The sequence below is a fragment of the Pseudomonas sp. C9-3 genome, assembly GCF_032392015.1.
GTDB lineage: Bacteria > Pseudomonadota > Gammaproteobacteria > Pseudomonadales > Pseudomonadaceae > Pseudomonas > Pseudomonas nitroreducens.
This window is the reverse complement of the sequence record NZ_CP135919.1, coordinates 6,456,770-6,483,682: the sequence shown is the minus strand read 5'-3', so window position 1 is coordinate 6,483,682 and position 26,913 is coordinate 6,456,770. Positions and strand designations below refer to the sequence as shown.

19 protein-coding genes and 1 tRNA gene are annotated in these 26,913 nt (G+C 65.6%); 7 read left to right on the top strand and 13 right to left on the bottom strand.

What is annotated here, in order from left to right; all coding sequences use genetic code 11:
• Positions 1–63: 63 nt before the first annotated feature.
• The 5 genes from RS899_RS29740 (at position 64) to RS899_RS29720 (ending at position 8,319) form a co-directional block, all read left to right on the top strand.
• Positions 64–3,798 (top strand): bifunctional diguanylate cyclase/phosphodiesterase, encoded by a 3,735-nt coding sequence (locus tag RS899_RS29740; RefSeq protein WP_054908017.1) that lies wholly within the window; start codon positions 64–66, stop codon positions 3,796–3,798.
• A 16-nt stretch (positions 3,799–3,814) separates the two neighbouring features.
• A tRNA-Ile gene (locus tag RS899_RS29735) sits at positions 3,815–3,891 on the top strand.
• 194 nt (positions 3,892–4,085) lie between these two features.
• Positions 4,086–4,409 carry a hypothetical protein gene (locus tag RS899_RS29730; RefSeq protein ID WP_024763617.1) on the top strand — a complete coding sequence of 108 codons (324 nt, stop codon included), beginning with the start codon at positions 4,086–4,088 and terminating at the stop codon, positions 4,407–4,409.
• Between the two features lie 164 nt (positions 4,410–4,573).
• Positions 4,574–6,754 (top strand): putative bifunctional diguanylate cyclase/phosphodiesterase, encoded by a 2,181-nt coding sequence (locus RS899_RS29725; RefSeq protein WP_315808712.1) that lies wholly within the window; start codon positions 4,574–4,576, stop codon positions 6,752–6,754.
• The gene (locus tag RS899_RS29720; RefSeq protein WP_315808711.1) at positions 6,751–8,319 is read left to right on the top strand and encodes a PAS domain-containing methyl-accepting chemotaxis protein; all 1,569 of its coding nucleotides are present in this window, start codon (positions 6,751–6,753) and stop codon (positions 8,317–8,319) included. Before RS899_RS29725 ends, RS899_RS29720 begins: the two co-directional genes overlap by 4 nt.
• Here the strand turns inward: RS899_RS29720 and RS899_RS29715 are convergent.
• From RS899_RS29715 to RS899_RS29695, 5 genes are all read right to left on the bottom strand, one after another.
• A complete protein-coding gene (locus tag RS899_RS29715; RefSeq protein ID WP_003084988.1) occupies positions 8,316–8,474 on the bottom strand; it encodes a YqaE/Pmp3 family membrane protein in 159 nt (52 codons plus the stop codon). The genes RS899_RS29720 and RS899_RS29715 overlap by 4 nt on opposite strands.
• 204 nt (positions 8,475–8,678) lie before the next feature.
• Entirely contained in the window at positions 8,679–10,028 is a 1,350-nt protein-coding gene (locus RS899_RS29710; protein ID WP_054908014.1) for a glutamine synthetase family protein, read from the bottom strand.
• Positions 10,029–10,104: 76 nt separating this feature from the next.
• Positions 10,105–10,656, bottom strand: coding sequence for a helix-turn-helix domain-containing protein (locus tag RS899_RS29705; protein WP_037010973.1), 552 nt, complete (start codon positions 10,654–10,656; stop codon positions 10,105–10,107).
• A gap of 13 nt (positions 10,657–10,669) precedes the next feature.
• The gene (locus RS899_RS29700; RefSeq protein ID WP_054908013.1) at positions 10,670–11,959 is read right to left on the bottom strand and encodes an NAD(P)/FAD-dependent oxidoreductase; all 1,290 of its coding nucleotides are present in this window, start codon (positions 11,957–11,959) and stop codon (positions 10,670–10,672) included.
• 107 nt (positions 11,960–12,066) lie between these two features.
• The gene (locus tag RS899_RS29695; protein WP_315808710.1) at positions 12,067–12,825 is read right to left on the bottom strand and encodes a hypothetical protein; all 759 of its coding nucleotides are present in this window, start codon (positions 12,823–12,825) and stop codon (positions 12,067–12,069) included.
• Between the two features lie 287 nt (positions 12,826–13,112).
• Here RS899_RS29695 and fnr point away from each other — a divergent pair, with 287 nt between their 5' ends.
• On the top strand, positions 13,113–13,814 hold the full coding sequence (gene fnr, locus RS899_RS29690) for a fumarate/nitrate reduction transcriptional regulator Fnr (RefSeq protein WP_139092941.1): 702 nt from the start codon (positions 13,113–13,115) through the stop codon (positions 13,812–13,814).
• A 159-nt stretch (positions 13,815–13,973) separates the two neighbouring features.
• Here the strand turns inward: fnr and RS899_RS29685 are convergent, their stop codons facing one another.
• Together RS899_RS29685 and RS899_RS29680 are read right to left on the bottom strand one after the other, a co-directional pair.
• On the bottom strand, positions 13,974–15,947 hold the full coding sequence (locus RS899_RS29685) for a PhoX family phosphatase (protein ID WP_315808709.1): 1,974 nt from the start codon (positions 15,945–15,947) through the stop codon (positions 13,974–13,976).
• Between the two features lie 207 nt (positions 15,948–16,154).
• Entirely contained in the window at positions 16,155–16,862 is a 708-nt protein-coding gene (locus tag RS899_RS29680) for an MOSC domain-containing protein (RefSeq protein WP_315808708.1), read from the bottom strand.
• 100 nt (positions 16,863–16,962) lie between these two features.
• Between RS899_RS29680 and RS899_RS29675 the strand changes: the two genes are divergently transcribed.
• The gene (locus tag RS899_RS29675) at positions 16,963–17,841 is read left to right on the top strand and encodes a LysR family transcriptional regulator (protein WP_054908008.1); all 879 of its coding nucleotides are present in this window, start codon (positions 16,963–16,965) and stop codon (positions 17,839–17,841) included.
• 452 nt (positions 17,842–18,293) lie between these two features.
• On the opposite strand, the gene RS899_RS29670 is transcribed toward RS899_RS29675, so the two are convergent.
• The 6 genes from RS899_RS29670 to bioD form a co-directional block, all read right to left on the bottom strand.
• Entirely contained in the window at positions 18,294–20,072 is a 1,779-nt protein-coding gene (locus RS899_RS29670; RefSeq protein ID WP_315808707.1) for an acyl-CoA dehydrogenase C-terminal domain-containing protein, read from the bottom strand.
• 307 nt (positions 20,073–20,379) lie between these two features.
• The gene (locus RS899_RS29665) at positions 20,380–22,176 is read right to left on the bottom strand and encodes an acyl-CoA dehydrogenase C-terminal domain-containing protein (RefSeq protein WP_315808706.1); all 1,797 of its coding nucleotides are present in this window, start codon (positions 22,174–22,176) and stop codon (positions 20,380–20,382) included.
• Between the two features lie 119 nt (positions 22,177–22,295).
• A complete protein-coding gene (locus tag RS899_RS29660) occupies positions 22,296–23,576 on the bottom strand; it encodes a GGDEF domain-containing protein (RefSeq protein WP_054908005.1) in 1,281 nt (426 codons plus the stop codon).
• Between the two features lie 165 nt (positions 23,577–23,741).
• Complete coding sequence (locus tag RS899_RS29655) at positions 23,742–25,547, bottom strand: phenylacyl-CoA dehydrogenase (RefSeq protein ID WP_054908004.1); 1,806 nt, start codon at positions 25,545–25,547, stop codon at positions 23,742–23,744.
• Positions 25,548–25,855: 308 nt separating this feature from the next.
• Positions 25,856–26,086 (bottom strand): hypothetical protein, encoded by a 231-nt coding sequence (locus tag RS899_RS29650; RefSeq protein ID WP_054908003.1) that lies wholly within the window; start codon positions 26,084–26,086, stop codon positions 25,856–25,858.
• A 74-nt stretch (positions 26,087–26,160) separates the two neighbouring features.
• Positions 26,161–26,844 (bottom strand): dethiobiotin synthase, encoded by a 684-nt coding sequence (gene bioD, locus RS899_RS29645; RefSeq protein WP_054908002.1) that lies wholly within the window; start codon positions 26,842–26,844, stop codon positions 26,161–26,163.
• Positions 26,845–26,913: the final 69 nt, after the last annotated feature.

Below are 26,913 nucleotides of genomic sequence, written 5' to 3'. Positions count from 1 at the left end.
TTCCATCGGGCAAAGTGCCACGTCTACACTTCGGCATAGTCCCCCCCTGGAATGAGGCCGTTCATGCCGCGTCTGCAGGCAGTTCTACTGTGGTGCCTCGCATTCTGGGCGGGACAGGCATTCGCCCTGAGCCTCACGCCTGAGGAGCAGCAGTGGCTGAACGTGCACCCGACGTTGCGCCTGGGCGTGGACGCCTCCTGGCCCCCCTTCGAGTTCCGCGACAGCGACGGCGTCTACCAGGGACTGGCCGCCAGCTACGTCAAAGTCATCAGCGACAGGCTCAAAGTCCAACTCCAACCGATCGAGCCGGCAAGCTGGAGCGAAGTCCTGCAGCAGGCCCGGGACAGCCATCTCGACCTGCTCCCCGGCATCATGGCCACGCCTGAACGCCTCGAATACCTGACCTTCACCCGTCCCTACCTCGACTTCCCGATCATCATCCTTGCCCGCAAGAACGGCCCCGCGCCAGCCAGCGTGAAGGAGCTTTACGGCCTCAAGGTCGGCGTGGTCGCCCACTACGCCCCACATGAACTGCTGGTCGCCAGGCACCCCGACCTCAACCTGCAACCGCTGCCCAGTGTCGCTGCCGGACTGCAGGCGCTGGCGGTCGGCCAGGTGGACGCGTTCGTCGGCGACCTCGCCTCCAGTGTCTGGAACCTTCGCCAGCTCAAGCTCGAGGGCCTGCAGATCAGCGGCGAGACCCCCTACCGCTACCAGTTGGCAATGGGCGTACCGAAGGACGAGGCGATCTTCGTTGGCATTCTCGACAAGGTGCTGGCGGACATGACCGTGGAACAGATCGACGCACTGCAGGCCCCCTGGGTTGGCGGCCTGGTCGACCACCGCAGCGTGTGGCCCGATGTGTTCCGCGTGGTCGTACCCATCGCGTTTCTGACCACCCTCACCCTGCTGGTCCTGTTCACCATGAACCGGCGCCTGCGCGGCGAGATGCAGCGCCGGGAGAAACTCGAGCAGGCCCTGCGCGACAGCGAACAGCACTACCGCGGCCTGGTGGAAAGCCTCACCGCCATCGCCTGGGAAATGCGCCTGGCGGAAAACCGCTTCACCTACGTCTCGCCCCACGCCCAGCGGCTGCTCGGTTACCCGCTGACCGACTGGCTGGAACCCGGCTTCTGGCAGCGCACCCTGCATCCGGAAGACGCCGAGCACGCGATCCACTTCTGCATGAGCGAGAGCCATGCCGGGCGCAACCACAGCTTCGATTACCGCATGCTCGCCGCCGATGGGCGGATCGTCTGGATCCGCGACATCGTTACGCTGATCCAGCATGGCGACGACCTGATCCTGCGCGGCCTGATGATCGACATCACCGAGGCGAAGCACACCGAACAGGCCCTGCGCCTGTCCGAACAGAAGTTCGCCTCGGTCTTCCATCACTGCCCCGACATCATCGTCCTCGCCCGCCGGGTCGACGGCGTGCTGCTGGCGGTGAACAGCACCTTCGAACGACAGATCGGCATCCCCGCCAGCGAAGCCCTGGGCAAGACCTCGACCGACCTGGGAATCTGGGGCGCGCCCGGCATGGGCCCGGCCATGCTGCAGCGCCTGCAGGGCGAACCGCTGAACAACGTCGAGATCCCGCTCAATCGCCGCGACGGCAGCCACTTCACCGCCCTGCTGTCAGCGCAGCACATCATCCTCGACGACACGCCGGCGCTGGTCGTCGTGGTGCGCAACATCTCCCAGGTCAAGGAAACCCAGGAGCAACTGCGCGTCTCCGAGGAGAAATTCGCCAAAGCCTTCCACGCCTCGCCCGACGGCATGCTCATCTCCCGCATCAGCGATGGCCGGCTGGTGGAAGTGAACCAGGGCTTTACCCGCATCACCGGCTACAGCCGCGAGGAAGCCGCCGAGCGCTCCACCCTCGACCTGCGCCTGTGGGCCAACCCGGCCGACCGCAGCAAACTGCTGGGCATCCTCGACAACGCCGCCAGCGCCCCCGATTTCACGGCGCAAATTCGCACTCGCGACGGCAGCCTGCGCCTGTGCGAACTGTCCGCCCACCGCATCACCATCGGCAGCGACGACTGCATGCTGACCATCGCGCGCGACATCACCGAGCGCCAGCAGATGCAGGAAAAGCTGCAGCTGGCCGCCACGGTGTTCGAAAGCACCGCCGAAGGCGTGATGATCACCGACGCGCGCCAGCAGATAGTCGCCGTCAACCGCGCCTTCACCGAGATCACCGGCTACAGCGAACAGGAAGCCCTCGGCAACTCACCGCGCCTCCTCGCTTCCGGCCAGCACGACAGCAGCTTCTACGTCGCCCTCTGGCACCAGCTCAACGCCGAGGGCCATTGGCAGGGCGAAATCTGGAACCGCCGGAAGAACCAGGAACTCTACCCGGAGTGGCTCACCGTCAGCGCCGTACGCAATGCCGACGGCGAGTTGTCGCACTATGTCGGCGTGTTCGCCGACATCTCCACCCTCAAGTACGCCCAGGCACGGCTGGACTACCAGGCCCACCACGATCCACTCACCGGCCTGCCCAACCGCCTGTTGTTCGAAAGCCGCCTGAACGCCTCCCTCAAGGAAGCCCAGGAAGACGATCACCAGGGCGCCGTGCTGTTCCTCGACCTGGACCGCTTCAAGCACATCAACGACAGCCTCGGCCACCCGGTCGGCGACCTGCTGCTCAAGTCCATTGCCACCCGCCTGCGCGAGCAGCTGCGCGACGTCGACACGGTAGCGCGCCAGGGTGGCGACGAATTCATCATCCTGCTGCCCGGCCTGCACCACGCACTGGACGCCGAACACGTCGCCAACAAGCTGCTGCTCTGCTTCGACAAGCCGTTCATCGCCGGCGAACAGGAGTTCTTCGTCAGCGCCAGCATCGGCATCTGCCTCTACCCCAGCGATGGCTCGGATGTCGCCACCCTGGTGAAGAACGCCGACGCCGCCATGTACCGGGCCAAGGCCCAGGGCCGCAACCGGGTGGAGTTCTACACCCGCGAACTGACCTTCCAGGCCACCGAGCGCATGGCCCTGGAGCATGAATTGCGCCGCGCGCTGGAAAGCGACCAACTGCAGCTCTACTACCAGCCCAAGCTCTCCCTCGGCACAGGCCAACTGGTCGGCGCCGAAGCCCTGATCCGCTGGAAACATCCTCAATTCGGCGCGATTTCGCCCGATCGCTTCATTCCTCTGGCCGAGGAAAACGGCCTGATCCTGCCATTGGGCGACTGGGTCCTGCGCGAAGCCTGTCGGCAGATGAGCCGCTGGCAGGACAGCCACGCCGCCTTCGGCCCGCTCTCGGTCAACCTGGCCGGCGCCCAGCTGCGCCAGACCAACCTGGTCGAACGCATCCGCGAGCTGCTCGCCCACTACAACCTGCAGCCCTCGCGCCTGCAGTTGGAGATCACCGAAAGCTTCCTCATGCACCAGACCGAGGAAGCCCTGTCGATCCTGCACAGCCTCAAGCACCTGGGCGTACAACTTGCCATCGACGACTTCGGCACCGGCTACTCCTCCCTCAGCTACCTGAAGCAGCTGCCGCTGGACACCCTGAAGATCGACCAGTCCTTCGTCCACGGCCTGCCGGACGACCCCCACGACGCCGCCATTGCCCGGGCGATCATCGCCCTGGGCCGCAGCATGAACCTCACCGTGATCGCCGAAGGCGTGGAACACGAAGCCCAGGAACGCTTCCTCGAAGCCGAAGGTTGCGACCAGATCCAGGGCTACGCCCTGAGCGCCCCGTTGCCGGCCGACGCCTTTGCCAACCGCTTCCTGGTTCCGCTGCATCCGATTGGCGCGACGCATAACGCGCCGGTATAATCCGCCCGCCTTCTGGGGGCCTATAGCTCAGTTGGTTAGAGCAGAGGACTCATAATCCTTTGGTCCACGGTTCAAGTCCGTGTGGGCCCACCACCTCTTCAGCAAAAAGCCGCGCAGATGCGCGGCTTTTTGCGTTTCTGCCAGTCAATTATCCAACAGCCAAACGAGAGCCACTTCACACCCGCCGTCGACCATCTGACGCGAGCGCCGCGCCGAGATGACTGGGGTCAATATCAGATAGCCACTAGCCATTAAATTGGCATCTCCCTGATATGAGCGAATCCGTCATGACTCTCCACCGGTATCCGGTCCAGTTGCTGGTCACTTCCCAGGATCCGGCGTTGGCGCGCCAGGTTCGTGCGCTGCTGGCGGCCTACGAGCTGCCCTGCGCGGTGATGGAGGGACCGCGCAACTGCGAGCAGGCGCCGCTGTGCCGATGGTTCAAGGACGCGCCCTTGAGCGATTCGGCGCGGATGCTCGCGCTGCTGGCCGACGCCATCGGTGTGCTGGAGCGAACCCGCCATGCCTTCCGCTCCCGCGAACTGGGCGAGTTGCGCCAGCGCCTGAGTGGCGCACTGCAGGAGTTGTCGGGGCCGCGCCCGCTGGTGTAAAAGACTTCCACCCGCGTTCCGCGTTGCGGAAGCTGGCTTTGCCGGGCAGGACTTATGGGCCTGCAAGACAAAGCGCCGAGTTGGTCGCCGTCGATTTCGACGAGACGACGAGCCGGCGCTTTTTTCATGCCCGACAAAAACAGCAGACCCGCAAGGAGCCAAACATGGGCCTGGGACCGAAGCTCGATAGCGTGCTCGAGCGCATCGGCCTGTCGACGATGGAAGTCGATCAGCGCCTGAGTTACCTGGAGTGGCGCGAGGAGGACGGCGGCCATCTCCACGGCCGCGCCAGCGAACTGGAGGGCTGCCACCAGCGCTTCATCGAGCAGCTCTACGATCACCTGCGCAACTACCCGCCTCTGGGCGCGATTCTCTCCGAGCCGGCGACGCTGGCGCGGCTGAAATGCAGCCAGTTCGAATACTACCGCCAGCTGTGGGACGCCCCGCAGGACGCGGACTACGTGCGCGACCGCCTGCGTATCGGGCTCGTGCACCAGCAGGTCGGCGTCGAGCTGAAGTGGTACCTGGGCGCCTATCGCCTGTACCTGGACCAGATGCTCGCCGACCTGATGGGCGACGCCCCGGAAGCGAAGACCTACGCCAGCCTGCTCAAACGAGTGTTCTTCGACATGTCCCTGGCCATCGATACCTACGGCGCCGCCCAGCGCCAGGCGCTGGAGGACAGCGAGGCGCGCTTCGCCCGCGCGCTGCGCGGTGCCAACGACGGCATCTGGGACTGGGACCTGGGCAACGACCGCCTCTACGTCTCCGAGCGCTGGGCGCGCATGCTCGGCCTGACCCGCGACAACCTCGGCGAAGGCAGTACCAGCTGGTTCGCCCGCGTGCATCCGGACGACCTGCCCGGCCTGCGCAAGGCCATCGATGCGCACCTGCGCGGCAGCAGCGCGCTGCTCAGCCACGAGTACCGTATCCGCCAGCGCGACGGCAATTACCTCTGGGTGCTGGCGCGTGGAGTAGTCACCGATGGGCGCATGGCCGGCTCGCAAACCGACATCAGCCAACACAAGGCCAGCGAACACCAGCTCAGCCACGCGGCGCGGCACGACCCGCTCACCGGCCTGGGCAACCGCCTGCGCCTGGACGAGCTGCTGCAGCAGGCCCTGATGCGCCAGCGCCGCCCCGGCGCGCGCGAGTCCGGTCTGCTGTTCATCGACCTGGACCGCTTCAAGCTGATCAACGACAGCCTCGGCCACGCCGTCGGCGACCGCGTGCTGGTGGAAGTCTCGCAGCGGCTGCTGCGCTGCCTGCGACCGGGCGATCACCTGGCGCGCTTCGGCGGCGACGAGTTCGTCGTATTGCTGGACGACCTCGCCAGCCTCTGCGATGCCGAGCAGGTCGCACAGCGCATGCTCGATTGCCTGCGCCAGCCGCTGCACGTGGACGGCCGCACGCTGGTGGTCAGCGCCAGCATCGGCATCACCGGGTTGATGACCGACGGCCAGGCCATCGACACCCTGCAGGCCGCCGACCTGGCGCTGTATCGCGCCAAGGAAGCCGGCAAGGCGCAGTACGCACGCTTCAGCCTCGAGCTGCAGGCCGAGGCGCAGCGCCGGCTCGACCTGGAAAGCGCGCTGGCGCAGGCGCTGCGGCGCGAGGAGTTCAGCCTGCACTACCAGCCCATCGTCCGCCTGGACAGCGATTCGCCGCACTGGGAGGCGGTGGAGGTGCTGCTGCGCTGGAAGCACGACGGCCAATCCGTCTCGCCGCTGGACTTCATCCCGGCGCTGGAGGAATCCGGCGAGATCGTTCCTGTCGGCGACTGGGTACTGCGCCAGGCCTGCCGGCAGACGGCGCTCTGGCAGAGCCAGGGGTACCGCGACCTCTACTGTTCGGTCAACCTGTCGAGCCGGCAGCTGCAGCAACCGGGCTTCGCCGCGCGGGTACAGCAGATTCTGGCGGAGAGCGGCCTGTCGCCGCGCAGCCTGGTACTGGAGATCACTGAAAGCCTGCTGATGCAGGACGGCGCGGAAACCCTCGCCTGCCTGCGCGAACTGGCCGCCGAGGGTGTGCGCCTGGCGCTGGACGACTTCGGCACCGGCTACTCCTCGCTGGGCTACCTCAAGCGCTACCCGCTGCACATTCTCAAGGTCGACCGCAGCTTCATCACCCGCGTGCCCGACGACCCTGAACTCAGCGCCATCTGCCGCGCCATCATCGGCCTGGGCCACAGCCTTGGCCTGGAAGTAGTGGCCGAGGGCGTCGAACGCCAGGAACACCTCGACTTCCTGCGCGCCGAAGGCTGTCGCCACGCCCAGGGCTTCCTGTTCAGCAAGCCGCTGGCGCCGGAACAACTCTTCCAGACCCGCGTGGAGCACCAGCGATGAAGCAGAACCTGCCGATCACCGGGCGCCAGGTGGATGTGCCGATCAACGCCAACATTCTCTCCACCACCGACCTCAAGGGCGCGGTCACCCACGTGAACCCGGACTTCATCCAGGTCAGCGGCTTCCAGGCCGAGGAGCTGGTGGGTTTCAACCACAACCGCGTGCGCCACCCGGACATGCCGCCCGCTGCCTTCGCCCACCTCTGGCAGACGCTGCAGGCCGGGCGCAGCTGGATGGGCCTGGTGAAGAACCGCTGCAGGAACGGCGACCACTACTGGGTCAGCGCCTTCGTCACACCGATTCGCCATGGCGGAAAAGTCGTGGAGTACCAGTCGGTGCGCACCCGTCCCGGCGCCGAGCAGGTCGATGCGGCGGAGCGCCTTTACGCGCGGATGCGCGGGGGAGCGAAGATGGCTCGCCCGCGCCTGCCACTGTCGGTGCAACTGCTGATTGGGCTGGTGCTGGCGCAGGCCGGCGGTGCCCTGCTGGCGCTGTTGCTGCCCAAGCTGACGGTGCTGGCATTCCTGCTGGCGCTGGGCGCCTCGGGCGCCTGGCTGGTGCTACGCCTGCAACCGCTGGGCGCGCTGCTCGGGCGAGCGCGGAAGATCGCCAACAACCCGCTCAGCCAGCAGCTGTATACGGGCCGGAACGACGAATTCGGCGAGCTGGAGTTCGCCTTCCGCATGCTGGAGGCGGAAACCGCCGCGGTGGTCGGGCGCATGGCGGACGCCTCGCATCAGTTGGCCGAGCATTCCGCGGCACTGGCCGACGCCATGGCCGGCGGCAGCGCCGCTTCGCAGCTGCAGCAGCGCGAGACCGAACAGGTAGCCAGCGCCATGCAGCAGCTCGCGCAGAGCGTCCAGGAAGTCGCCCGCCACGCGCAGCACAGCGCGGTGGCGGCGCAGTGCAGCGAGCGCATCACCCAGTCCGGGCATCAGGATGTGCACGGCACCCGCGGCCAATTGGCAGCGCTGGAAGCCGGCGTGCGTGCAGCGAGCGTCGCGGTGGAGCAGCAGAAGGAGCACAGCGAGGCTATCTCGCGGATGCTCGAAGTGATCCGCGATGTCGCCGGGCAGACCAACCTGCTGGCGCTGAACGCCGCCATCGAAGCGGCACGCGCCGGGGAAAGCGGGCGTGGTTTCGCAGTGGTCGCCGATGAGGTGCGGGCGCTGGCTTCGCGCACGGAGAATTCCGCGCGGGACATCCAGTCGTTGGTCGGTAATCTCCAGCAGGGCGCCGAGGATTCGGTGCGCGCGCTATGGCATTGCTGCGAGCAGGCAGTCGCCAGCCTGGAGCAGGCCGGGCATGCGGCGGGCACGCTGGAACAGATCAGCGAGCAGGTCTCGGCGATCCAGCGCATGAGCCTGGAAATCGCCGAGGCCATCGAGGAACAGGGCGTCGCCAGCGAAGACGTGCAGCGCAGCCTGCACGCCATTCGCAGCTCAGCCGACAGCAATGCGCAAAAGGTCGGCACCTGCCAGCGCAGCGCCGCGCGCATGGCGGAACTGTCGGCGGAGCTGCGGATGCTGGCGGAGCATTTCTGGGAGGGCAGCCGGGCGGGTTAGCGCTTGGCGATGATGTACACGGCGTGGACGATGCCGGGGATGTAGCCGAGCAGCGTCAGCAGGATATTGAGCCAGAACGCGCCGCCGAAACCGACCTGGAGGAACACGCCCAGCGGCGGCAGAAGGATGGCGATCAGAATGCGGATGAGGTCCATGCGGTGGCTCCTTGTGAGATTGCCTTGTGCATGGAATTGACCGCAGGAAAGCGAAGCGGGTTCAGAGAAATTGGTGAAGCGCTGCGCCGTGCTCACTCACGTGAGAGGCCTTTCTGTAGGAGCGAGCTTGCTCGCGAACAATCCCCGACGCGGGACTGGTTCGCGAGCAAGCTCGCTCCTACAGGGTGAGGTCAGCCACAGGCGTCAGAGGAACCAGCGGTACTCCCGCGCGCTGACTTCGTTCATGAAGTCCAGGTGGTCGTGGCGCTTGTTCTCGCAGTAGACGAAGACGAACTCGCTGCCCAGGCCATCCTTCACCACCGGATGGTCTTCCATCTCGGCGACGGCGCCGAGCATGTCGCGGGGGAAGTCGATGCCGCTGGAGCGGTCTTCGTTGAGCGGCGGGATGGGTTCCTGGCGGGCTTCCAGCCCGTGCTCCATGCCGGTGAGGATCGCCGCGAGCACCAGGTAAGGGTTGGCGTCGGCGCCGGCGAGGCGGTGTTCGATGCGCAGGTTCTTGCCATCCGACTCGGGAATGCGAATGCACGCATCGCGATCCTCGAAGCCCCAACTGGCCTTGCTCGCGGCATTCACGCGGGAGCCATAGCGGCGGTAGGCGTTGTGGTTGGCGGCGAAGATCGGCATGCAGTGCGGCAGCAGCTCCAGGCAACCGGCCACGGCGTGGCGCAGGGCCTGCTGGTTGTCGCGGTCGAGCAGGTTGTTGCCGTCGCGGTCGTAGAGACTGACGTGCACATGCATGCCGCTACCCGGTGCATGCAGGTAGGGCTTGCTCATGAAGCTCGCGCGGTGCCCATGCTTGAGCGCCACGCCACGGGTGGCGCGGGTGAACAGCGCGGCCTGGTCGGCGGCGTGCAGGCCGTCGTCGCAGTGGGCGAAGTTGATCTCGAACTGGCCAGGGCCGATCTCGGCGGTGATCACGTTGGCGTCCACGCCCTGCTCGCGGGAGGCTTCGACGATCTCGTGGAGCACATCGGAGAAGCGCGACAGGCGCTCGATGTGCATGTTCGGCTGGTCGTCCTCGTCGTCACACAGCGGGTCGCGCGGGTATTGCGGCAGGCCGTTGTCGAGCTTCTTGTCGAACAGGTAGAACTCCAGCTCGAAGGCCACCACCGGGCGGATGCCCTTGGACTCCAGGCGCTGCATGACGCGGGCGAGCACTTCGCGCGGTTCGAATTCGATGGGCGCCTCGGTGCCGTCGGAACTGATCAGCATCTGCCCCAGCGGCTGGTTCTCCCAGCGCACCGGTTTGAGCGAACCGGGGATCAGGCGGCGCGGCGCATCCGGGTCGCCGTCGTTGAAGCAGTAGTCGCCGATGGGGTGCAGGCCGCCCTGTACGCCCAGCAGCACGCAGTTCTGCGGCAGTTTCAGCGGGCTGCCAGCGGCGACTTTCTCGAGCATGTCCACGGGGTAGCGCTTGCCGTAGAAGTGGCCGGGAATGTCCAGGCAGATCAGGTCGACGTAGCGGATGTCCGGGTATTGCTGGCGGAAGGCGCGGACTTCGCTGAGCAGGTCGGGATGCATCGGGCGGTTCATGATTTTCTCTGGGGCCTTTGTGCGGGGGCGGCCGGATCGTTTTCCCAAGCCAACCCTCGCGGGCTGGCTTGGGAAATTACGTGAAGATCCACAGCACCCTTGTTGGTTTATCGGTGAGGTTGCCGTAGCGGAACTGGCTGTGCGGCGGCAGCTGGAAACTGTCGTTGGGATAGAGGGTGACGGTGTCGTCCTCGTACCAGATGGTCAGCTCGCCTTCGAGGACGAAGCCGCCCTGCTCCGAGCTGTCGTCCAGATGGCCTTCGCCGCTGGTGGCGCCGGGGGCGAGGATGCTGTCGAGCATGGAGAAGCCGCCGGACATGTTCGGCGAGGCGAGGATGTCGGTGACGCCGCCGGCGTAGTACAGGGTGCGGCGATCGTTCGGCCGGGTGACCCAGTCGCGTTCGCGACGGGTGTCGCCGGCGTAGAAGTAGGTAGTCGGTACGCCCAGGGCTTCGCTGATGGCGGTGAGGTCGGCCACGGTGGGTTGCGACAGGCCGCGCTCGACCTGGGACAGGAAACCCACCGAGCGGCCGATCTGTTCGGCCAGCTCACCCAGGGTGAGGTTCTTGTGCTTGCGCAGGTCGCGGATCAGCGTGGCAAGGTGTTCGTTGGTGGCCGTCTGGGTCATGGCAGGTTCCGAATTAGACAAAGTCCCGCAATCGATACCAGGCCTTGCCGACGGCTTCCAGTGGCGCGGCGAAGCGCTGGCCGCCGGGGAACCCGGGATTGCGGATGCGTTGATAGAGGTCAAGCTCGTCACTGCGCCCCTGCATCGCCTCGCTCACCGCATGGGCAGCGGCCAGGCTGGGCAGTACGCCGTGGCCGGAATAGCCCTGCAGCCAGTAGAGATCGCCGCGCCGGCCAATGTCCGGGGTGCGCCGCATGCTGCAGTCGATGTGCCCGCCCCAGGCGTATTCCAGTTCCACGCCCTTGAGTTGCGGGAATACCCGCTCGACATAGGGGCGAGTGGCAGCGCGGATGTCCGACGGCATGCCGCCCAGGTAGGTGCAGCCGCCGCCGAACAGCAGGCGATGATCAGGGGTCAGGCGGAAGTAGTCGAGGACGAACTGGTTGTCGGTGACGCAGCAGTTCTTCGGCAGCAGTGAACGAGCCAGCTCCTCGCCCAGCGGAGCGGTGGCAACCTGGTAGGTGCCCACCGGCAGGATGCGCTCGGAGACGTCGCGGTCCAGCCCGTCGATATAGGCGTTGCAGGCCAGCACCAGGGAGGCGCAGCGCACGCTGCCATGCTCGGTCGTCACCTCGTAGCCGTTGCCGCTCTCGCGGAAGCTCAGCGCGCGGGTCTGCTCGAAGATGCGGCCGCCGGCGCGCTCGATGGCCCCGGCGAGGCCGTAGGCCAGCTTGAGCGGATTCAGGTGCGCAGAGTTGGGGTCATACAGGCCGGCCTGGTAGCGGTCGCTGGCGATCCACTGCGGCAGGTCTTCACGGGGGATGAATTGCAGGCCTTCGTAGCCCCAGCGACGGTTGGCTTCAGCCTGCCAGTCGTAGAGCGAGCCGACGCGGCGTTGCAGCACGGCGGTCCACAGGTGGCCGATGCGGTAATCGCAGTCGAAGCCGTGGCGTTGCGGCAGGTCGCGCAGTTCGTGGGCGGCCCACAGCATGCCCTGCCACAGGCGCAGTGCGCCTTCATGGCCGAGGTCGTCCTCGATGGGACCGAGGTCGCTGGACCAGCCCGGCAATGCCTGCCCGCCGTTGCGTCCGGAGGCAGCCCAGGCGATCCGGCTGGCTTCGATCATGCAGACCTGACGGCCGCCTTCCACCAGTTGCAGCGCCGTGTGCAGGCCACTGAACCCGGCACCGATCACCAGGACTTCGCATTCCAGCGGCTCGCGCAGCACATCGCGCGGCTGGATCAACTCGGGGTTGGTACCGGCGTAGTAGGTGCCGACCGGCTCGGCGGAGCGCAGGAACATCGCGACCTCGTGAAATTGTTCTGTTTATTTTTCATGAAAAATAACAGAACAAATTTCACAAGGCTAGTCCGCCGGTCTTTTCGTCCGGCGGACTCCGCTTCAACTCGTCAGGAAGACAGCACCGCTGCGCTGTCCTGCCCTTCGCGCTTCTGCCGCACGCTGACCATGACCACCAGCGCCACCAGGATGCCGGCGAGAATGGCCGAGGAGCCGATGGTGCCGAAGTCCAGCCCACCCTTCTCGTGGGACTTGGTCAGCACGTCGCCCAGGGTCGCGCCGAACGGCCGGGTCAGCACGAAGGCCACCCAGAACAGCAGCACCGAGGAGAGTTTGGTGAAGTAATGCAGCAGCACCACCACGGCGATCAGGCTGCCGATCAGCAGCGCGCCGCCGGCGAAGCCCATGCCGGAGTCGTCGGCGAGGAAGTCGCCCAGCGCGGTGCCCAGGGTGTTGGAGAAGAGGATGGCGACCCAGTAGAACATCTCGCCCTTGAAGCTGCGGATGTTGTCCACCGACAGCGAGGTACCGCTGAAGCGCCAGGCCGCGAAGATCGCCACCAGGATGCTGACCAGGATCGCCGAGCCGCTGGCGTAGCCCAGGCCCAGGGTGCGGTCCATGAAGTCGGACATGGTGGTGCCGGCGGTGCTGGTGGAGAGGATCACCAGCCAGTACAGCCAGGGCACGTAGCGCTTGCTGGCGAGCTGGCCGACCAGGGTGACGAGGAAGACGCTGATGAGGATCAGCGAGCTGATTGCATAGCCGACGTTCAGGGTCATCGACAGCAGGTCGCCGGCGGTTTCCCCCAGGGTGGTGGCGCAGATTTTCATCACCCAGAAGGCCAGGGTGATCTGTGGCAGTTTATTCACGACGTATCTCCGGAAAATGAGCGGGATCGACGCGCGGGTCGCGTCACGGCACCCCGGAGTTCCTGTGGTCTCCCCCAATGACCCCGGTGCATGGGCGTGGAGACTGAAGTCGGCGCAGTGAAGAAAGGGTCAAGCGGGTATGAAAAATCCATTGGCCTGCTTCCCGACTGGTGATCCGACGGATGACAGATGGCTGTCAGTTGCTATGGTTCCATGAGGGGGCGATGCGCCCGAGAAACGCTGAATTGCGCGCGATTGGCCGGCGCATGGGGATATGGATGAATCAGATGATCAAACCGCAACCGTACTGCAAGAACTGCCGGCTGGCGCCGCCCACTCTTAGCGACGAGAAGGTCGAGGAGCTGGAGGCGATCATCAAGCCGGGGCACCTGCTGCATAAGGGCGACTTCGTGTTCCGCCAGGGCGATCCCTTCCACAGCGTGTTCCTGGTGCGTTCCGGTTCGATCAAGACCTTCACCACCAACGAGCAGGGGCTGGAGAAGATCACCGGGTTCTATTTCGCCACCGAGATCTTCGGTTTCTCCGGCATGGGCGAAGGCAGCTATCCGGTGTCGGCGCAGGCACTGGAAAGCACGCTGTGCAGCGAGATTCCGTTCAACCAGCTGGAGGAGCTGTCGCTGCAGATTCCCGGCCTGTCGCACCAGATCATGCTGATGATGAGCCGCAAGATCCGTGAGGATCAGCAGATGAAGCTGCTGCTCTCGCGGCTGAACTCGGACTCGCGCATCGCTGCTTTCCTGCTGAACATCTCCGCGCATTTCCGCGAGCGTGGCTTCTCTGCCACGCGCTTCCGCCTGAGCATGTCGCGCAACGAGATCGGCGATTACCTGGGGCTGGCGGTGGAAACGGTGTCGCGCAGCTTCACCCGCCTGCAGAAGCACGGCTTGATCCGGGTCGACGGGCGGGAGACGGAGATCGTCGATTTCACCGAGTTGTGCGCGTTGGCGGGCGGGGAAGTCGAGCTTTAAGGTTCCAGCGGACCTTGCTCGCGAGCAAGCTCGCTCCTACAGGGTCCGCATTCCCCCGCTAGCTCCGTGCCAGCTCCTGCTCTTGCAGGAGCTAGCTTGCTCGCGAACCGCCCGAGCGGCGCATTTCCCTAAAGCCCCTCACCCTCGCCACGCTGCCCATCAAGTCCCGATCACTCCCCCATCATCCTTGGTGATCACCAGCGTGGTTGAGCGCGGAATGCTCTTGCCGTCGCTGGCCGGGAAGCTGAGGCCGGGGTGCTGGATGTTCACCCACATCGTCCTGCCATCAGGGCTCTGGGTAATCCCCGTCAGCTCGCAGCCTCGCGGGCCGACCAGGAAGCGGCGCACCTCGCGGCTGTGCGGGTCGGCGCAGAGCAGCTGGTTGCAGCCCATGGCCTGCATCGGCGCCTCGGCGTCGTCGTAGTCGGTCTCGATCCAGAGGCGGCCGGTGGTGTCGAAATACAGTCCATCCGGCGAGGAGAAGATATCGCCGTTGATGGTGCCGATCAGGTTCTCCGGCGCAGTAGAGCCCTTGTGCTCGCCAGCCAGCAGGAAGATTTCCCACTCGAAGGTGGTGGCGGTCGGATCACCGCCGGCTTCGTTCCAGCGCAGGATCTGCCCGTGCAGGTTGTCCTTGCGCGGGTTGGCGGCGTCCACCGGCTGTTTCTTGCCGCGCGCATCGTTGTTGGTGAGGCTGATGTAGACCTCACGGGTGGTCTGCTGCACCGCGACCCACTCGGGACGATCCATCGGCGTGGCGCCCAGCAGGTCGGCGGCGGCACGGGCGTTGACCAGTACCTCGGCCTGGCTGGCGAAACCGTTCTCGGCGGTGAGGCCATTCTGCCCATGCACCAGCGGCAGCCACTGGCCGCTGCCGTCGGCGTTGAAGCGCGCGACGTAGAGTGTGCCTTCGTCCAGCAGCTCGACGTTTGCCGCACGGTTGTTCGGCTCGTACTGGCCCGCCGGGACGAACTTGTAGATGTACTCGCCCTTGGTGTCGTCGCCGTAGTAGAAGGCCATGCGGTTGTCGGCGCCCAGCGAGAGGGTCGAGCACTCGCGGCAGAAGCGGCCCACGGCGGTGCGCTTCTTGGGCGTGGATTTCGGATCGAACGGGTCGATCTCCACCACCCAACCGAAGCGATTCGGTTCGTTGACGTGGCCACCGTGCGGCTGGTCGGCTTTCGGCGTGGCGTCGAAGCGCTCGTCCACCGCCTCCCAGGCGTAGTAGTTGCTGAACTGGCCGTTGGACAGCCCATAGCGCTTGTGCGAGACGCGCTTGGCATAGTCGGCCTTGTCGCGGTTGACGAAGTACTGGTGCCAGTTTTCCTCGCACGCCAGGTAGGTGCCCCACGGCGTGACGCCCATGGAGCAGTTGTTCAGGGTGCCGAGCACCTGTTTCGCCTCGGGATCGCTGGCGGTGCGCAGCAGGTCGTGGCCGGCCAGCGGGCCCGAGAGGGCCAGCGGCGAGCTGCCGGTGATACGGCGGTTGTAGCTCGAACCTTCGACGCGTTGCCATTGGCCGCCAGCGTCCTTCTTCACCTCGATGACGCTGAGGCCGTGGGCGGCGATTTCCTTGCGCACCTCGCCTTCCGGGCGGCCGCGGGTGCCGTCGGGGCGATCCTCGAGGGTCTGGCCCTTGGGATGCAGCGTCGGGTTGATGTACTCGTGATTGATCACCAGCAGGCCGTGGCTGTCCGGCGCATCAGGGAAGGGGAAGTAATGCATGCCGTCATGGTTGTCGCCGGCCTGCAGCTCCTGGGCCTTCCAGTCCTCGCTGGCGTCGCCCTTCCAGGCCGGCGAACCGGTCACCACGGCATCGCCCCAGGAGAAGAACGGCCGCGCGGTGTAACCGTCGGCGACTATCACGCGGTCGAACTTCGCATCCTGCTGCACCGGCACGCCCTTGAAACCCAGCAGCGCGGTCGGCACCGGGGCATCGGCGGCGAACAGGGAGCGGCCGGGGAACAGGCCGCCGCCGAGGAAGCCGACGGCGCCAAGCACCAGGCTGTTCTTCAGCAGGCGACGGCGCGAGGCATCGATCAGCTCGCTCATCGGCACATTGGCGGAGGGGTTGATCGACTGGTCGTCGAAAGCGGCCAATCGGTCGTGGAAATCCTGGAAACGTTCGTTCATCACGGGGAGTCCTTCCGCAGGGCCGCTCTAGGGTCGGCTCGGGTTACCAGTAGAAGCCATCGGCGGAAGGTTAGGAACGCGGTGTTACGTCGGCATGACAACGCCGCCGAGCCGTGTGACAGGTTCGGCGGCGAGAATAAAAGCCGCCCCGCAGGACCAAGACGACGTCCGGGGGCGGGCGCGAGGGCATTTGCGGAACAGTGCGGCTCAGCTGTGCAGGCCGCCCTGATCCGAACATTCGGGGCCCGCCAGGCGGGCCGTCCAGTCTTCCAGCACGCCACTGGTGAGGCGTTGCGCGGCGGTCTTGCGCCAGCGCAGGGATAAAGCGTCGCAGGCCATCATCAGGCGCAGGCCGGTACGGTCCAGCGGGTGGCCGAAGTACCAGTCCAGCAGGCTCGCCACGGAGAGCTGCGGGTAGTGCCGTTGCACCAGCTCCAGCGGTGCGTCGGGCGCGACCATGCCGGAACGGCGCACCCGGTAGAACCAACCGCAACGGCCCTGCTCCTGCACCTCGAAAGGCAGCGCGGGCAGGTTCCAACGCCGCGCCAGGCGGTAGCTGGGCGAGCGCGGCTGGCTCACTTCGATCAGCGCCTCGCCCCAGCGGAACAGGTCGCCGATACACACCTCGTGTTCATTGAGGCCGAAGGTCGACAGGTTCTCGCCGAAGGCCGGCTGTCGCCAGCGCGTCTGCGGGCGCTGCTTGCGCCAGTGGCGGTAGTGCTCGGCCGGATAGTGATGCAGGGCGCGGTCCAGGCCACCGTCGCGGCGCAGGTCGGCCCGTGCGTCCCCCGGCAGCCCTTCGGCGCCGAGCCAGACTTCCTGATGCGTTTCCAGCTTGTCGATATCGCTGAGCAGACCTCCCCAGCTTTCTTCGACTTTGCCTATGAAAACGCCCTGGATGACGATGCTTTCCACCTTTGTCTACCCATCTGAGACAGCGGACAAGCGCTAGAGTAGTGGCCTGGATGGGTGACACTCCATTTCGATTTTCCAGTTTCGTTGATAAGCAGGCCTTATGGATTTCCGCCAGCTCCGCTATTTCGTCGCGCTTTACGAGGAAGGCCATGTCGGGCGCGCCGCCGAACGTCTGGCGATTTCCCAGCCGGCGCTGTCGCAACAGATTCGCCAGCTGGAGCAGAACCTCGACGTGGCGCTGTTCCAGCGCAGCGGCAAGCGCCTGCTGCCGACGGCAGCCGCGCACACGCTGTACAACCATGCAGTGCCGCTGCTCGAAGGCCTGGAGCGCGCCCGCGAGGCGCTGCGCGGCTTCCGCGGGCAGAGCGCACGCAGTTTGGCCATTGGTGTGCTGCAGACGGTCAACGCCAGCCTGGTGCCGCACCTGGTGGAGCGCCTGCATGCGGTGCAGCCACACGTGCAGGTGCGCATCTACGAACTCTCTGGCGTGGAGATCGAGCGCCGCCTGTTGATCGGCCAGTTGGATATCGGCATCGGCTTCCTACCGCCGCGCCAGCCGGCGCTGCACGGCGTGGAGTTGTACCCGGACGAACTGCAACTGGTGATCCCGGCGGACCATCCGCTGAAGGACTTCAAGAAGGTGTCGCTGGCCCAAGCCGCCGAATTGCCGATGCTGCTGCTGGGCGAAGAATTTCGTGCCCGGCAGATCTGGCAGGAGCAACTGGCGGCCATTGGCCGGCGGCCACGGGTGCAAGCGGAGTTGAACCACATGGGTGGCATCCTCGACAGCCTGCCGCAGAGCCGTTTCGCCACGGTTCTCCCCGGCCGCGCGCGGCAGATGCATGCGCACAAGGATTTGCTCTGGAAACCCCTGAGCGAGCCGCGCATTCCGCTGAGCGTGGGGTTGGTCTATCGCGATGCGCAGCGCCAGCAGCCGACAGTGGAGTTGCTGCGCTCGTTGCTCGACGGCGCGGTTTGATGGGCACTATTGCTGATGGGTATCGGCAGGCTCAAGGCTCTCCAGCCGCGTAGGGCGCATAACCTGGAACAGGTTATCCGCCGACCCTGGAGCGGCGGATAACGCTGGCGCGTTACTCGCCCCACGAGTGGGCAGCCCTCGGGCGGGCAGGGGGCACAGGCAAAGAAAAAACCCCGCCTCTTTCGAGGCGGGGTTTTGCAGACCGATATCCTGACGTCCGTGCTAGCCACCGTCCTTGGTGGATTCCCTTGTTTCCGTATTGTCGTTGGCGCTTCCTGCGCAATGTCCTGACTGAGATAAAGGTTACCGCTGTAAGCCTTTGCCAGAAAGACGCCGATCACCACCGCTGTTTGTAAGCCATGGCTTACAAAGATTCGAAATACCCTTCTTCTCAAAGGAAATATCCCAATAAAAAAGCCCCGCCGAGGCGGGGCTTTTTCATACGCGACTGCTTAGAACTGCGCAGCGTCCAGCAGGTACAGCGACTCGCTGCCGGCCTTTACCGAGGCGGTCAGGGAGTGGATACGCGGCAGCAGGCGGGCGAAGTAGAAGCGCGCGGTACCGTGCTTGCTGGCGTAGAACTCGTCCTGGCCTTCCTTGCCCAGCGAAGCGCGAGCCATCAGGGCCCACATGTACGCGTAAGCGGTGTAGCCGAAGGCGTGCAGGTACTCGACCGAAGCCGCGCCGATCTCGTTCGGGTTGCCCTTCGCGCGATCCAGAACCCACGCAGTCAGCTCGTCGAGGTTCTGCACGGCGGCGTTCAGCGGGCCGGTGAACTCGGCCAGCTCGGCGGACGCCGATGCGGTGAAGGCACGGACCTCATCAGTGAACAGCTTGGCGTAGGCACCGCCGCTGCCGACGATCTTGCGGCCCATCAGGTCCAGCGCCTGGATGCCGTTGGTGCCTTCGTAGATCTGGGTGATGCGGCAATCACGCACCAGCTGCTCCTGGCCCCACTCGCGGATGAAGCCGTGGCCGCCGAAGATCTGCTGGCCGTGGATAGTGGTTTCCAGGCCCATGTCGGTGAGGAAGGCCTTGGCCACCGGGGTCAGCAGGGCGACCAGTTCCTCGGCGCGCTTGCGGGTGGTCGGCTCTTCGCTGTACTTGGCGGTGTCCAGCTGCATGGCGACGTAGCTGGAGAAGGCGCGGCCGCCCTCGTTCAGCGCCTTCATGGTCAGCAGCATGCGACGCACGTCCGGGTGGACGATGATCGGGTCGGCGGCCTTGTCCTTGGCGACCGGGCCGGTCGGCGCGCGGCTCTGGATACGCTCGCGTGCGTACTCCACGGCGCTCTGGTAGGAACGCTCGCCGGTGGCCAGGCCCTGGATGCCGACGCCCAGACGCTCGTAGTTCATCATGGTGAACATGGCGGCCAGGCCCTTGTTCGGGGCATCGACGATCCAGCCGGTGGCGCCGTCGAAGTTCATCACGCAGGTGGCGGAACCCTTGATGCCCATCTTGTGCTCGATGGAGCCACAGGACACGGCGTTGCGCTCGGCCAGGGAGCCGTCTGCGTTGACCATCACCTTCGGCACCAGGAACAGCGAGATGCCCTTGGAGCCAGCCGGCGCGTCGGGGAGCTTGGCCAGCACCAGGTGGATGATGTTCTCGGTCAGGTCGTGCTCGCCGCCGGTGATGAAGATCTTGGTGCCGGAAATCTTGTAGCTGCCGTCAGCCTGCGGCTCGGCCTTGGTACGGATGATGCCCAGGTCGGTGCCGGCGTGCGGCTCGGTCAGGCACATGGAACCGGCCCAGGTGCCGGCGTACATGTTCGGCAGGTACTTGGCCTTGAGCTCTTCGCTGGCGTGGTTGAGCAGCGACAGGCAGGCGCCGGCGGTCAGCATCGGGTATAGGCCGAAGGACAGGTTGGCCGAGTTGACCATTTCCTCGACCTGGGCGCCGATCACCTTGGGCATGCCCATGCCGCCGAATTCCGGCGCGCCGCCCACGCCCACCCAGCCGCCTTCGGCGTAGGTGCGGTAGGCCTCGGGGAAGCCCGCCGGGGTCTTCACACCCTCGGCGCTCCAGCTGCAGCCTTCTTCGTCGCCGCTGCGGTTCAGCGGGGCGATCACGCCGCCGGTGACCTTGCCGGCTTCTTCGAGGATCGCGGACGCGGTCTCGGCGTCGACGGTCTCGGCCAGGGCGGGCAGCTCGGCCCAGAGATTGGCGACCTCGAAGACTTCATTGAGGACGAATTGCATGTCGCGCAGGGGAGCTTTGTAGTCAGCCATGATGGATCCTCGAACGAAAACGACGGCTGATCAGGCAGCCAGCGGTATCAGAATAGGAGGTACACGAAGGTACGCCGCCGGAGTTTACTCCAACAACTTTTCAGACTTTAAGCGTCATGTTGTGACCATACAACTACAGATTGGTCACATTTTGTAGCAATGGGCAGAAGGCCCGCGCAGGGCGGGCCCCCTTATCTGGCACACGGTCTCCAAGCACGTAGGGCGCATAACGCCAGGGGCGTTATCCGCCGTTTGGGCCGGCGGATAAAGCGTTCCGCTTTATCCGCCCTACGCGGTCAGCCAAGGATTACAAGGCGAACTGCTCGGCCGACAGGCGCATCAGCACCTCGGAACCCGCCTCCGCCGCCGCCACATGGGACAGCGCGCGGGGCAGCAGGCGGCTGAAGTAGAACTCGGCGGTGGCCAGCTTGGTTTCGTAGAAGGCCTTCTCGCCAGCGCCCTCTTCGAGCTTCTGCTGGGCGACCAGCGCCATGCGCAGCCAGAAGTAGCCGAGGGTGATGTAGCCGGAGTACATCAGGTAATCCACCGAGGCGGCACCGACTTCGTCCGGGTTCTTCATGGCGGCCAGGCCGAGCTTCTGGGTCAGTTCGCCCCACTGCTTGTTCAGCGCCGCCAACTGGGCGACCTGGGCCTTGAGCTGCGGGTGCTCGGCGTGCTGCTGGCAGAGCTGATGAACCAGCTTGGTGAAGCCCATCAGCAGCTTGCCCTGGCTACCGAGTACCTTGCGGCCCAGCAGGTCCAGCGCCTGGATGCCGTTGGTGCCCTCGTAGATCGGCGCGATGCGGCAGTCGCGCACCAGCTGCTCCATGCCCCATTCACGGATGAAGCCGTGGCCGCCGAACACCTGCATGCCGTGGTTGGTGACTTCCAGGCCGGTCTCGGTCATGAAGGCCTTGCAGATCGGCGTCAGGAAGGCCAGCAGGTTGCCGGCACGCTCGCGCTCCTCGGCGTCCTGGGAGAGGTGTTCGATATCCAGCAGTTGCGCGGTGAAGTACGCCAGCGCGCGGTTGCCTTCGTTGAACGCCTTCATGGTCAGCAGCATGCGGCGCACGTCCGGATGGACAATGATCGGGTCGGCGGGCTTTTCCGGCGCCTTCGGGCCGGTCAGCGAACGCATCTGCAGGCGGTCCTGGGCGTAGCGCACGGCGCCCTGGTAGCTGGTCTCGCCGAGGCAGAGGCCCTGCATGCCGGTGCCCAGGCGCGCGTGGTTCATCATGGTGAACATGCAGGCCAGGCCCTTGTTGGCCTCGCCGATCAGGAAGCCCTTGGCGCCATCGAAGTTCATCACGCAGGTGGCGGACGCCTTGATGCCCATTTTGTGCTCGATGGAGCCGCAGGCCACGGCGTTGCGCTCGCCGGCCTCGCCGTTCGCGTCCAGGTTGAACTTGGGCACGATGAACAGCGAGATGCCCTTGGTGCCGGCCGGCGCGTCAGGCAGCTTGGCCAGGACCAGGTGGATGATGTTCTCGGAGAGATCATGCTCGCCGGCGGAGATGAAGATCTTGGTGCCGGTGATCGCGTAGCTGCCGTCGGCGTTGGGCACGGCGCGGGTCTTGATGATGCCCAGGTCGGTGCCGCAATGCGGTTCGGTCAGGCACATGGTGCCGGTCCACACCGCGCTGGTCATGCGCGGCAGGTAGGTGTTCTTCTGCTCCTCGCTGCCGTGGGCGTGGATGGCCGCCATGGCGCCCTTGGTCAGGCCGGGGTACATACCCCAGGAGCAGTTGGAGGCGCCGATCATCTCGCTGACCAGCAGGCCGAGGGACGGCGGCAGGCCCTGGCCACCGTATTCGGGGTCGCTGGAAACGCCGTTCCAGCCAGCCTCGACGTACTGCGCGAAGGCTTCCTTGAAGCCCTTGGGCGTGGTCACCACGCCGTTGTCGAAATGGCAGCCTTCCTCGTCGCCGGAGCGGTTCAGCGGGGCAATGACCTGCTCGCAGAACTTCGCGCCTTCCTCGAGGATGGCGGCGAACATGTCCGGGGTGGCGTCGGTGGCGCCGAGGGCTTCGTAGCGGCCGGTGAAGTCGAAGACTTCGTCGGTGAGGAAGCGCACGTCGCGCAGGGGGGCCTTGTACTCGGGCATCACGAATCTCCGTTCGGTTCAGGGCGCCACAATGGCGCGCAAACTTCGAACCTAACGGTGCGTGACCGCCCGGACAATCACGCTGCAGGCGCTGAATGCGGGGTCATAACCCGGCCGGGTCAGGCAGTGCGCACCGCGCCGCGACGGGATTGCCCATGTACGGCCACGCGGTTGCGCCCGCCGCTCTTGGCCGAGTACAGCGCTTCGTCGGCGCCCTTGATGACTTCCTCCGGGCTGCGCCGTTCGCCGTCGCGCTCGGCGACGCCGACGCTGATGGTGACCGAGACGGTCTGCGCATCCTTGCCAGCGCGTTTGCTGCGACCCTGGCGGTCATCCTTGGGGCGGTTGCCGCGGTCGCGCAGGTGCATGGCGTATCCCTCGATGGCCTGGCGCACGCCGTCGAGGTACGGCAGGCACTGCTCCACCGTCTTGCCGGCGAACACCAGGGTGAATTCCTCGCCGCCATAACGGTACGCCTTGCCGCCGCCACCCGTGCGACGCAGCTGGCTGGCAACCATGCGCAGCACCTGGTCGCCGACATCGTGGCCGTGGCTGTCGTTGAATTTCTTGAAGTGGTCGACGTCGATCATCGCCAGCACGTACTGCTGGCCCAGGCGCTGGAAGCGCTCGTTCAATGCGCGGCGCCCCGGCAGGCCGGTGAGCTCGTCGCGGAAGGCCATCTGGTACGCCTCGTGTGCGACGGCGCCGGCCAGGGTGAGCATCACCAGGCTGGTCATCACGGTGAGTGCATGGGGCAGGATGAAGACTTTGGGCAGCATCCACAGCAGGCCGAGCAGCCCCAGCAGTTGCGCCGCATGCAACGGCCGCGGCTGGCGCACGTAGGCCGCGACCAGGGCAATCAAGGCGATGATGAAGCCGAAGTAGGACAGCTGCGCGAGGCTCATCCACTGGCCGTGCAGCGACGGCCAGTAGGTGTCGCTGAGCAGCTCCGCCAGGCCCTGCGGGAAGCGCTTGGCCAGGGCTGTCGCCACGCCCACCACGGCGATCAGCGCGGCGCTGCGGGCGAGCAGGTCCTGCAGCATGTGCATGCGCTCCTGCCAGATGCCGTACATACCGTAGAGCAGCGGCAGCAGCACGCAACAGAGATGGAACACCAGCGCCGCCTCCGGGAGCACCACGCGATGCGCCTGGAAGTAGTCGACCTGGGTATCGAGGAGGAAATAGGCGATGTAGACCACCGCCAGCATGAACAGCTGGCGCTGGCGCCCATAGACCATGCACAGCGCACCACCGAGCAGCAGCAACAGGGTCGGTAGGACGTTGAACAGGGAGGTGAAGAAATCGGACAGTTCGGCCAGGGAGCCGGCGGCGATGCCGGCCGGGATCAGCAACAGGGGCGTGAGGAAGTGGCTGAGCCGGTAGGGGGCCGTGGGTCGCACAGGGGGTTCCGCAAGGTGGGTGCCGGGCTCGCCGTCAGTCGATCGGCAAGTGGCGTAATGATGGCATTTTCTGCGGACATTTGTGTGGGATCGGATACGAAAAAGCCCGCCTTGCGGCGGGCTCCTTCCTGTTCAGCAGACGGACGGCGAGCCGCCCTCCCCTGATCAGTAACCGAGGGCGAAATCTTCCTCGGCCAGGTCCATCAGGTTGTTGGCGCCGGACAGCATGGAGCCAACGTGCGCGCGGGTGCGCGGCAGGATGCGCTGGAAGTAGAAGCGCGCGGTCTTCAGCTTGGCCTGGTAGAAGGCCTCTTCGCTGGTACCGGCAGCCAGCTTCTCGGCAGCCAGGCGAGCCATGTCGGCCCAGAAGTAGGCCAGGCATGCGTAGCCGGAGAACATCAGGTAGTCGACCGATGCGGCGCCGACTTCCTCGCGGTCCTTCATGGCGGCCATGCCGACCTTCATGGTCAGGTCGCCCCACTCCTTGTTCAGCGCAGCCAGCGGTGCAACGAACTCTTTTACGGCTTCGTTGGCTTCGTTGGCCTGGCAGAACTTGTGCACGATCTTGGTGAAGCCCTTGAGCGCTTCGCCCTGGGTCATGAGGATCTTGCGGCCCAGCAGGTCCAGCGCCTGAACGCCGGTGGTGCCTTCGTACAGCATGGAGATGCGGCTGTCGCGGACGTTCTGCTCCATGCCGTGCTCGGCGATGAAGCCGTGGCCGCCATAGATCTGCACGCCGTGGTTGGCGGCTTCGAAGCCCACTTCGGTCATGAACGCCTTGGCGATCGGGGTGAGGAAGGCCAGCATCGAGTCAGCGGCTTTCTTCTCTTCTTCGTCCTGGCTGCGCTGGACGATGTCGACCTGCTTGGCAGCGAAGTACAGCATGGCGCGGTTGCCTTCGGCGAAAGCCTTGGCGGTCAGCAGCATGCGACGTACGTCCGGGTGCACGATGATCGGGTCAGCGGCTTTTTCCGGCGCTTTCGGGCCAGTCAGCGAACGCATCTGCAGACGCTCGCGAGCGTAGGCGATGCCACCCTGGAAACCGATTTCGGCGTGGGCCAGGCCTTGCAGCGCGGTACCCAGGCGAGCGGTGTTCATGAAGGTGAACATGCAGTTCAGGCCCTTGTTCGGCGGGCCGATCAGGAAGCCGGTAGCAGCGTCGAAGTTCATCACGCAGGTGGCGTTGCCGTGGATGCCCATCTTGTGCTCGAGCGAGCCACAGGAAACGGCGTTGCGCTCGCCCACGTTGCCTTCGGCGTTGGGCAGGAACTTCGGCACGATGAACAGCGAGATGCCCTTGGTGCCCTGCGGGGCGTCGGGCAGGCGGGCCAGCACGATGTGGACGATGTTGTCGGCCATGTCGTGTTCGCCAGCGGAAATGAAGATCTTGGTGCCGGTGATCTTGTAGGTGCCGTCAGCCTGCGGCTCGGCCTTGGTGCGCAGCATGCCCAGGTCGGTGCCGCAATGCGGCTCGGTCAGGCACATGGTGCCGGTCCACTCGCCGGAAACCAGCTTGGTCAGGTAGGTGTGCTGCTGCTCGGAGGTGCCGTGGGCGTGCAGGGTGTTCATGGCGCCGTGGGACAGGCCCGGGTACATGCCCCAGGACCAGTTGGCCTGGCCGACCATTTCGCTGATCGCAAGGCCGAGGGATTCGGGCAGGCCCTGACCGCCGTGCTCGACGTCATGGGCCAGGCTCGGCCAGCCGCCTTCGACGAACTGCTGGTAGGCCTCTTTGAAGCCGGTCGGAGTCTTGACGCCTTCCGGGCTCCATTTGCAGCCTTCCAGGTCGCCAGTGCGGTTCAGCGGAGCGATTACCTGTTCGCAGAACTTCGCACCCTCTTCGAGGATGGCATTCACCATGTCCGGAGTGGCGTCTTCGGCGCCCGGCAGGTTCTGGTAGTGCGCTTCGTAGCCCAGCAGCTCGTCGCGAACGAAACGGATATCACGCAAGGGGGCCTTGTAATCAGGCATAGCGGTAAACCTCTACGAAGGGTTCTGGTTAATGGGCGACCGGTTGCTGCGGTCGCAGTGCGGGAGCATTCCCGGCCGCCCAGTCGGTGCGCGCACGCATCCGGACAGTCAAACAGGCGTTTGAAACATACGTTTACGCCATACCCTTGTCAAGCGTGCAAACCGACCATCCGGTCACGCTCGCAAGGCGCTTCGCCGGGCATTCCGGCAGCGAACTCCTGAGCTTGATTAAAGCCCATGGCAGAGCGGCCGGCGTGTCGTGAGGACAGCCGGCCGCCAGGGGAATTCAGTTCAGGGAAAAGTGGCCGTCAGGCGCGGATATCGATGAGCGTGCCGAGCGTTTCGTCGGCTGCCTGGATGACCTTGGCGTTGGCCTTGACCTCGTGCTCGCCGCGGCGCAGGTCCACGAGGCGATCGTTCAGCACTTCGCTGGGAGCGGTGCCGGCAGTCGCGATGTCGGTGCTGGCGCGGTCGACGCGGCGCTGGCCGCTCTGCACGCCATACAAGCCCGCAGAGAAAGCATTACCGGAAATTTCCATCGCAGCGCCTCCACAACAAAAAGCAGCAAGTGGCCACTATTCAAGCAGACAGACCGCCCCAGGCCAAGGCTCGGTTACAAATCCAGGATGCCCAGGTCCAGATGCGCAGACACCGCCGCCGGAGTCGCCGAGGCCAGGCGCGGCACGCGCCCGATGCAGGGTGCGGGCAGTCGCTCGGCGAGGGTCGCGAGGTTTTCTTCCAGACGAGAGGTCTGCGCGTCGACGATGTTCGCCACCCAGCCGGCCAGCACCAGGCCGTCGCGCTGGATGGCCTCGGCGCTGAGCACGGCGTGGTTGATGCAGCCCAGGCGCACACCGACCACCAGGATCACCGGCAGCCCAAGGGCGACGGCGAGGTCCGACAGGTTCTCTTCCCCCGCCAGCGGCACGCGCCAGCCACCAGCGCCTTCCACCAGGGTGAAGTCGGCGCCCAGTTCCAGCACCGAACGCACCGGGCCCTTGAGCGCTTCCACCGTCAGCTTCACGCCCTGCTCGCGGGCCGCAAGGTGCGGCGCAATGGCCGGCTCGAAGGCGAAGGGGTTCACCTGCTCGTAGGCCAGCGGCACGCTGCACTCGCCCAGCAGCGCCAGCGCGTCGGAGTTGCGCAGGCCCTCGGGGCTACGCTCGCAGCCGGAGGCCACGGGCTTGGCAGCGGCGGTGGACAAGCCCGCCTGCCGCGCCGCGTGGAGCAGGCCGGCAGCGATGGTGGTCTTGCCGATCTCGGTGTCAGTGCCGGTAACGAAGTAGGCGTGGGACATGGCTTTCTTCAGTGCTCCTACGTGGACATATGCGCTAAGGGTTTTTCCCTCTCCCTAACCCTCTCCCTG

Bases quoted from the DNA above. Each gene is read 5' to 3' on its own strand.
- RS899_RS29740 (WP_054908017.1), top strand. From the start codon at position 64: ATGCCGCGTCTGCAGGCAGTTCTACTGTGGTGCCTCGCATTCTGGGCG.
- RS899_RS29730 (WP_024763617.1), top strand. From the start codon at position 4,086: ATGACTCTCCACCGGTATCCGGTCCAGTTGCTGGTCACTTCCCAGGAT.
- RS899_RS29725 (WP_315808712.1), top strand. From the start codon at position 4,574: ATGGGCCTGGGACCGAAGCTCGATAGCGTGCTCGAGCGCATCGGCCTG.
- RS899_RS29720 (WP_315808711.1), top strand. From the start codon at position 6,751: ATGAAGCAGAACCTGCCGATCACCGGGCGCCAGGTGGATGTGCCGATC.
- RS899_RS29715 (WP_003084988.1), bottom strand. From the start codon at position 8,474: ATGGACCTCATCCGCATTCTGATCGCCATCCTTCTGCCGCCGCTGGGC.
- RS899_RS29710 (WP_054908014.1), bottom strand. From the start codon at position 10,028: ATGAACCGCCCGATGCATCCCGACCTGCTCAGCGAAGTCCGCGCCTTC.
- RS899_RS29705 (WP_037010973.1), bottom strand. From the start codon at position 10,656: ATGACCCAGACGGCCACCAACGAACACCTTGCCACGCTGATCCGCGAC.
- RS899_RS29700 (WP_054908013.1), bottom strand. From the start codon at position 11,959: ATGTTCCTGCGCTCCGCCGAGCCGGTCGGCACCTACTACGCCGGTACC.
- fnr (WP_139092941.1), top strand. From the start codon at position 13,113: ATGATCAAACCGCAACCGTACTGCAAGAACTGCCGGCTGGCGCCGCCC.
- RS899_RS29685 (WP_315808709.1), bottom strand. From the start codon at position 15,947: ATGAACGAACGTTTCCAGGATTTCCACGACCGATTGGCCGCTTTCGAC.
- RS899_RS29675 (WP_054908008.1), top strand. From the start codon at position 16,963: ATGGATTTCCGCCAGCTCCGCTATTTCGTCGCGCTTTACGAGGAAGGC.
- RS899_RS29670 (WP_315808707.1), bottom strand. From the start codon at position 20,072: ATGGCTGACTACAAAGCTCCCCTGCGCGACATGCAATTCGTCCTCAAT.
- RS899_RS29665 (WP_315808706.1), bottom strand. From the start codon at position 22,176: ATGCCCGAGTACAAGGCCCCCCTGCGCGACGTGCGCTTCCTCACCGAC.
- RS899_RS29655 (WP_054908004.1), bottom strand. From the start codon at position 25,547: ATGCCTGATTACAAGGCCCCCTTGCGTGATATCCGTTTCGTTCGCGAC.
- RS899_RS29650 (WP_054908003.1), bottom strand. From the start codon at position 26,086: ATGGAAATTTCCGGTAATGCTTTCTCTGCGGGCTTGTATGGCGTGCAG.
- bioD (WP_054908002.1), bottom strand. From the start codon at position 26,844: ATGTCCCACGCCTACTTCGTTACCGGCACTGACACCGAGATCGGCAAG.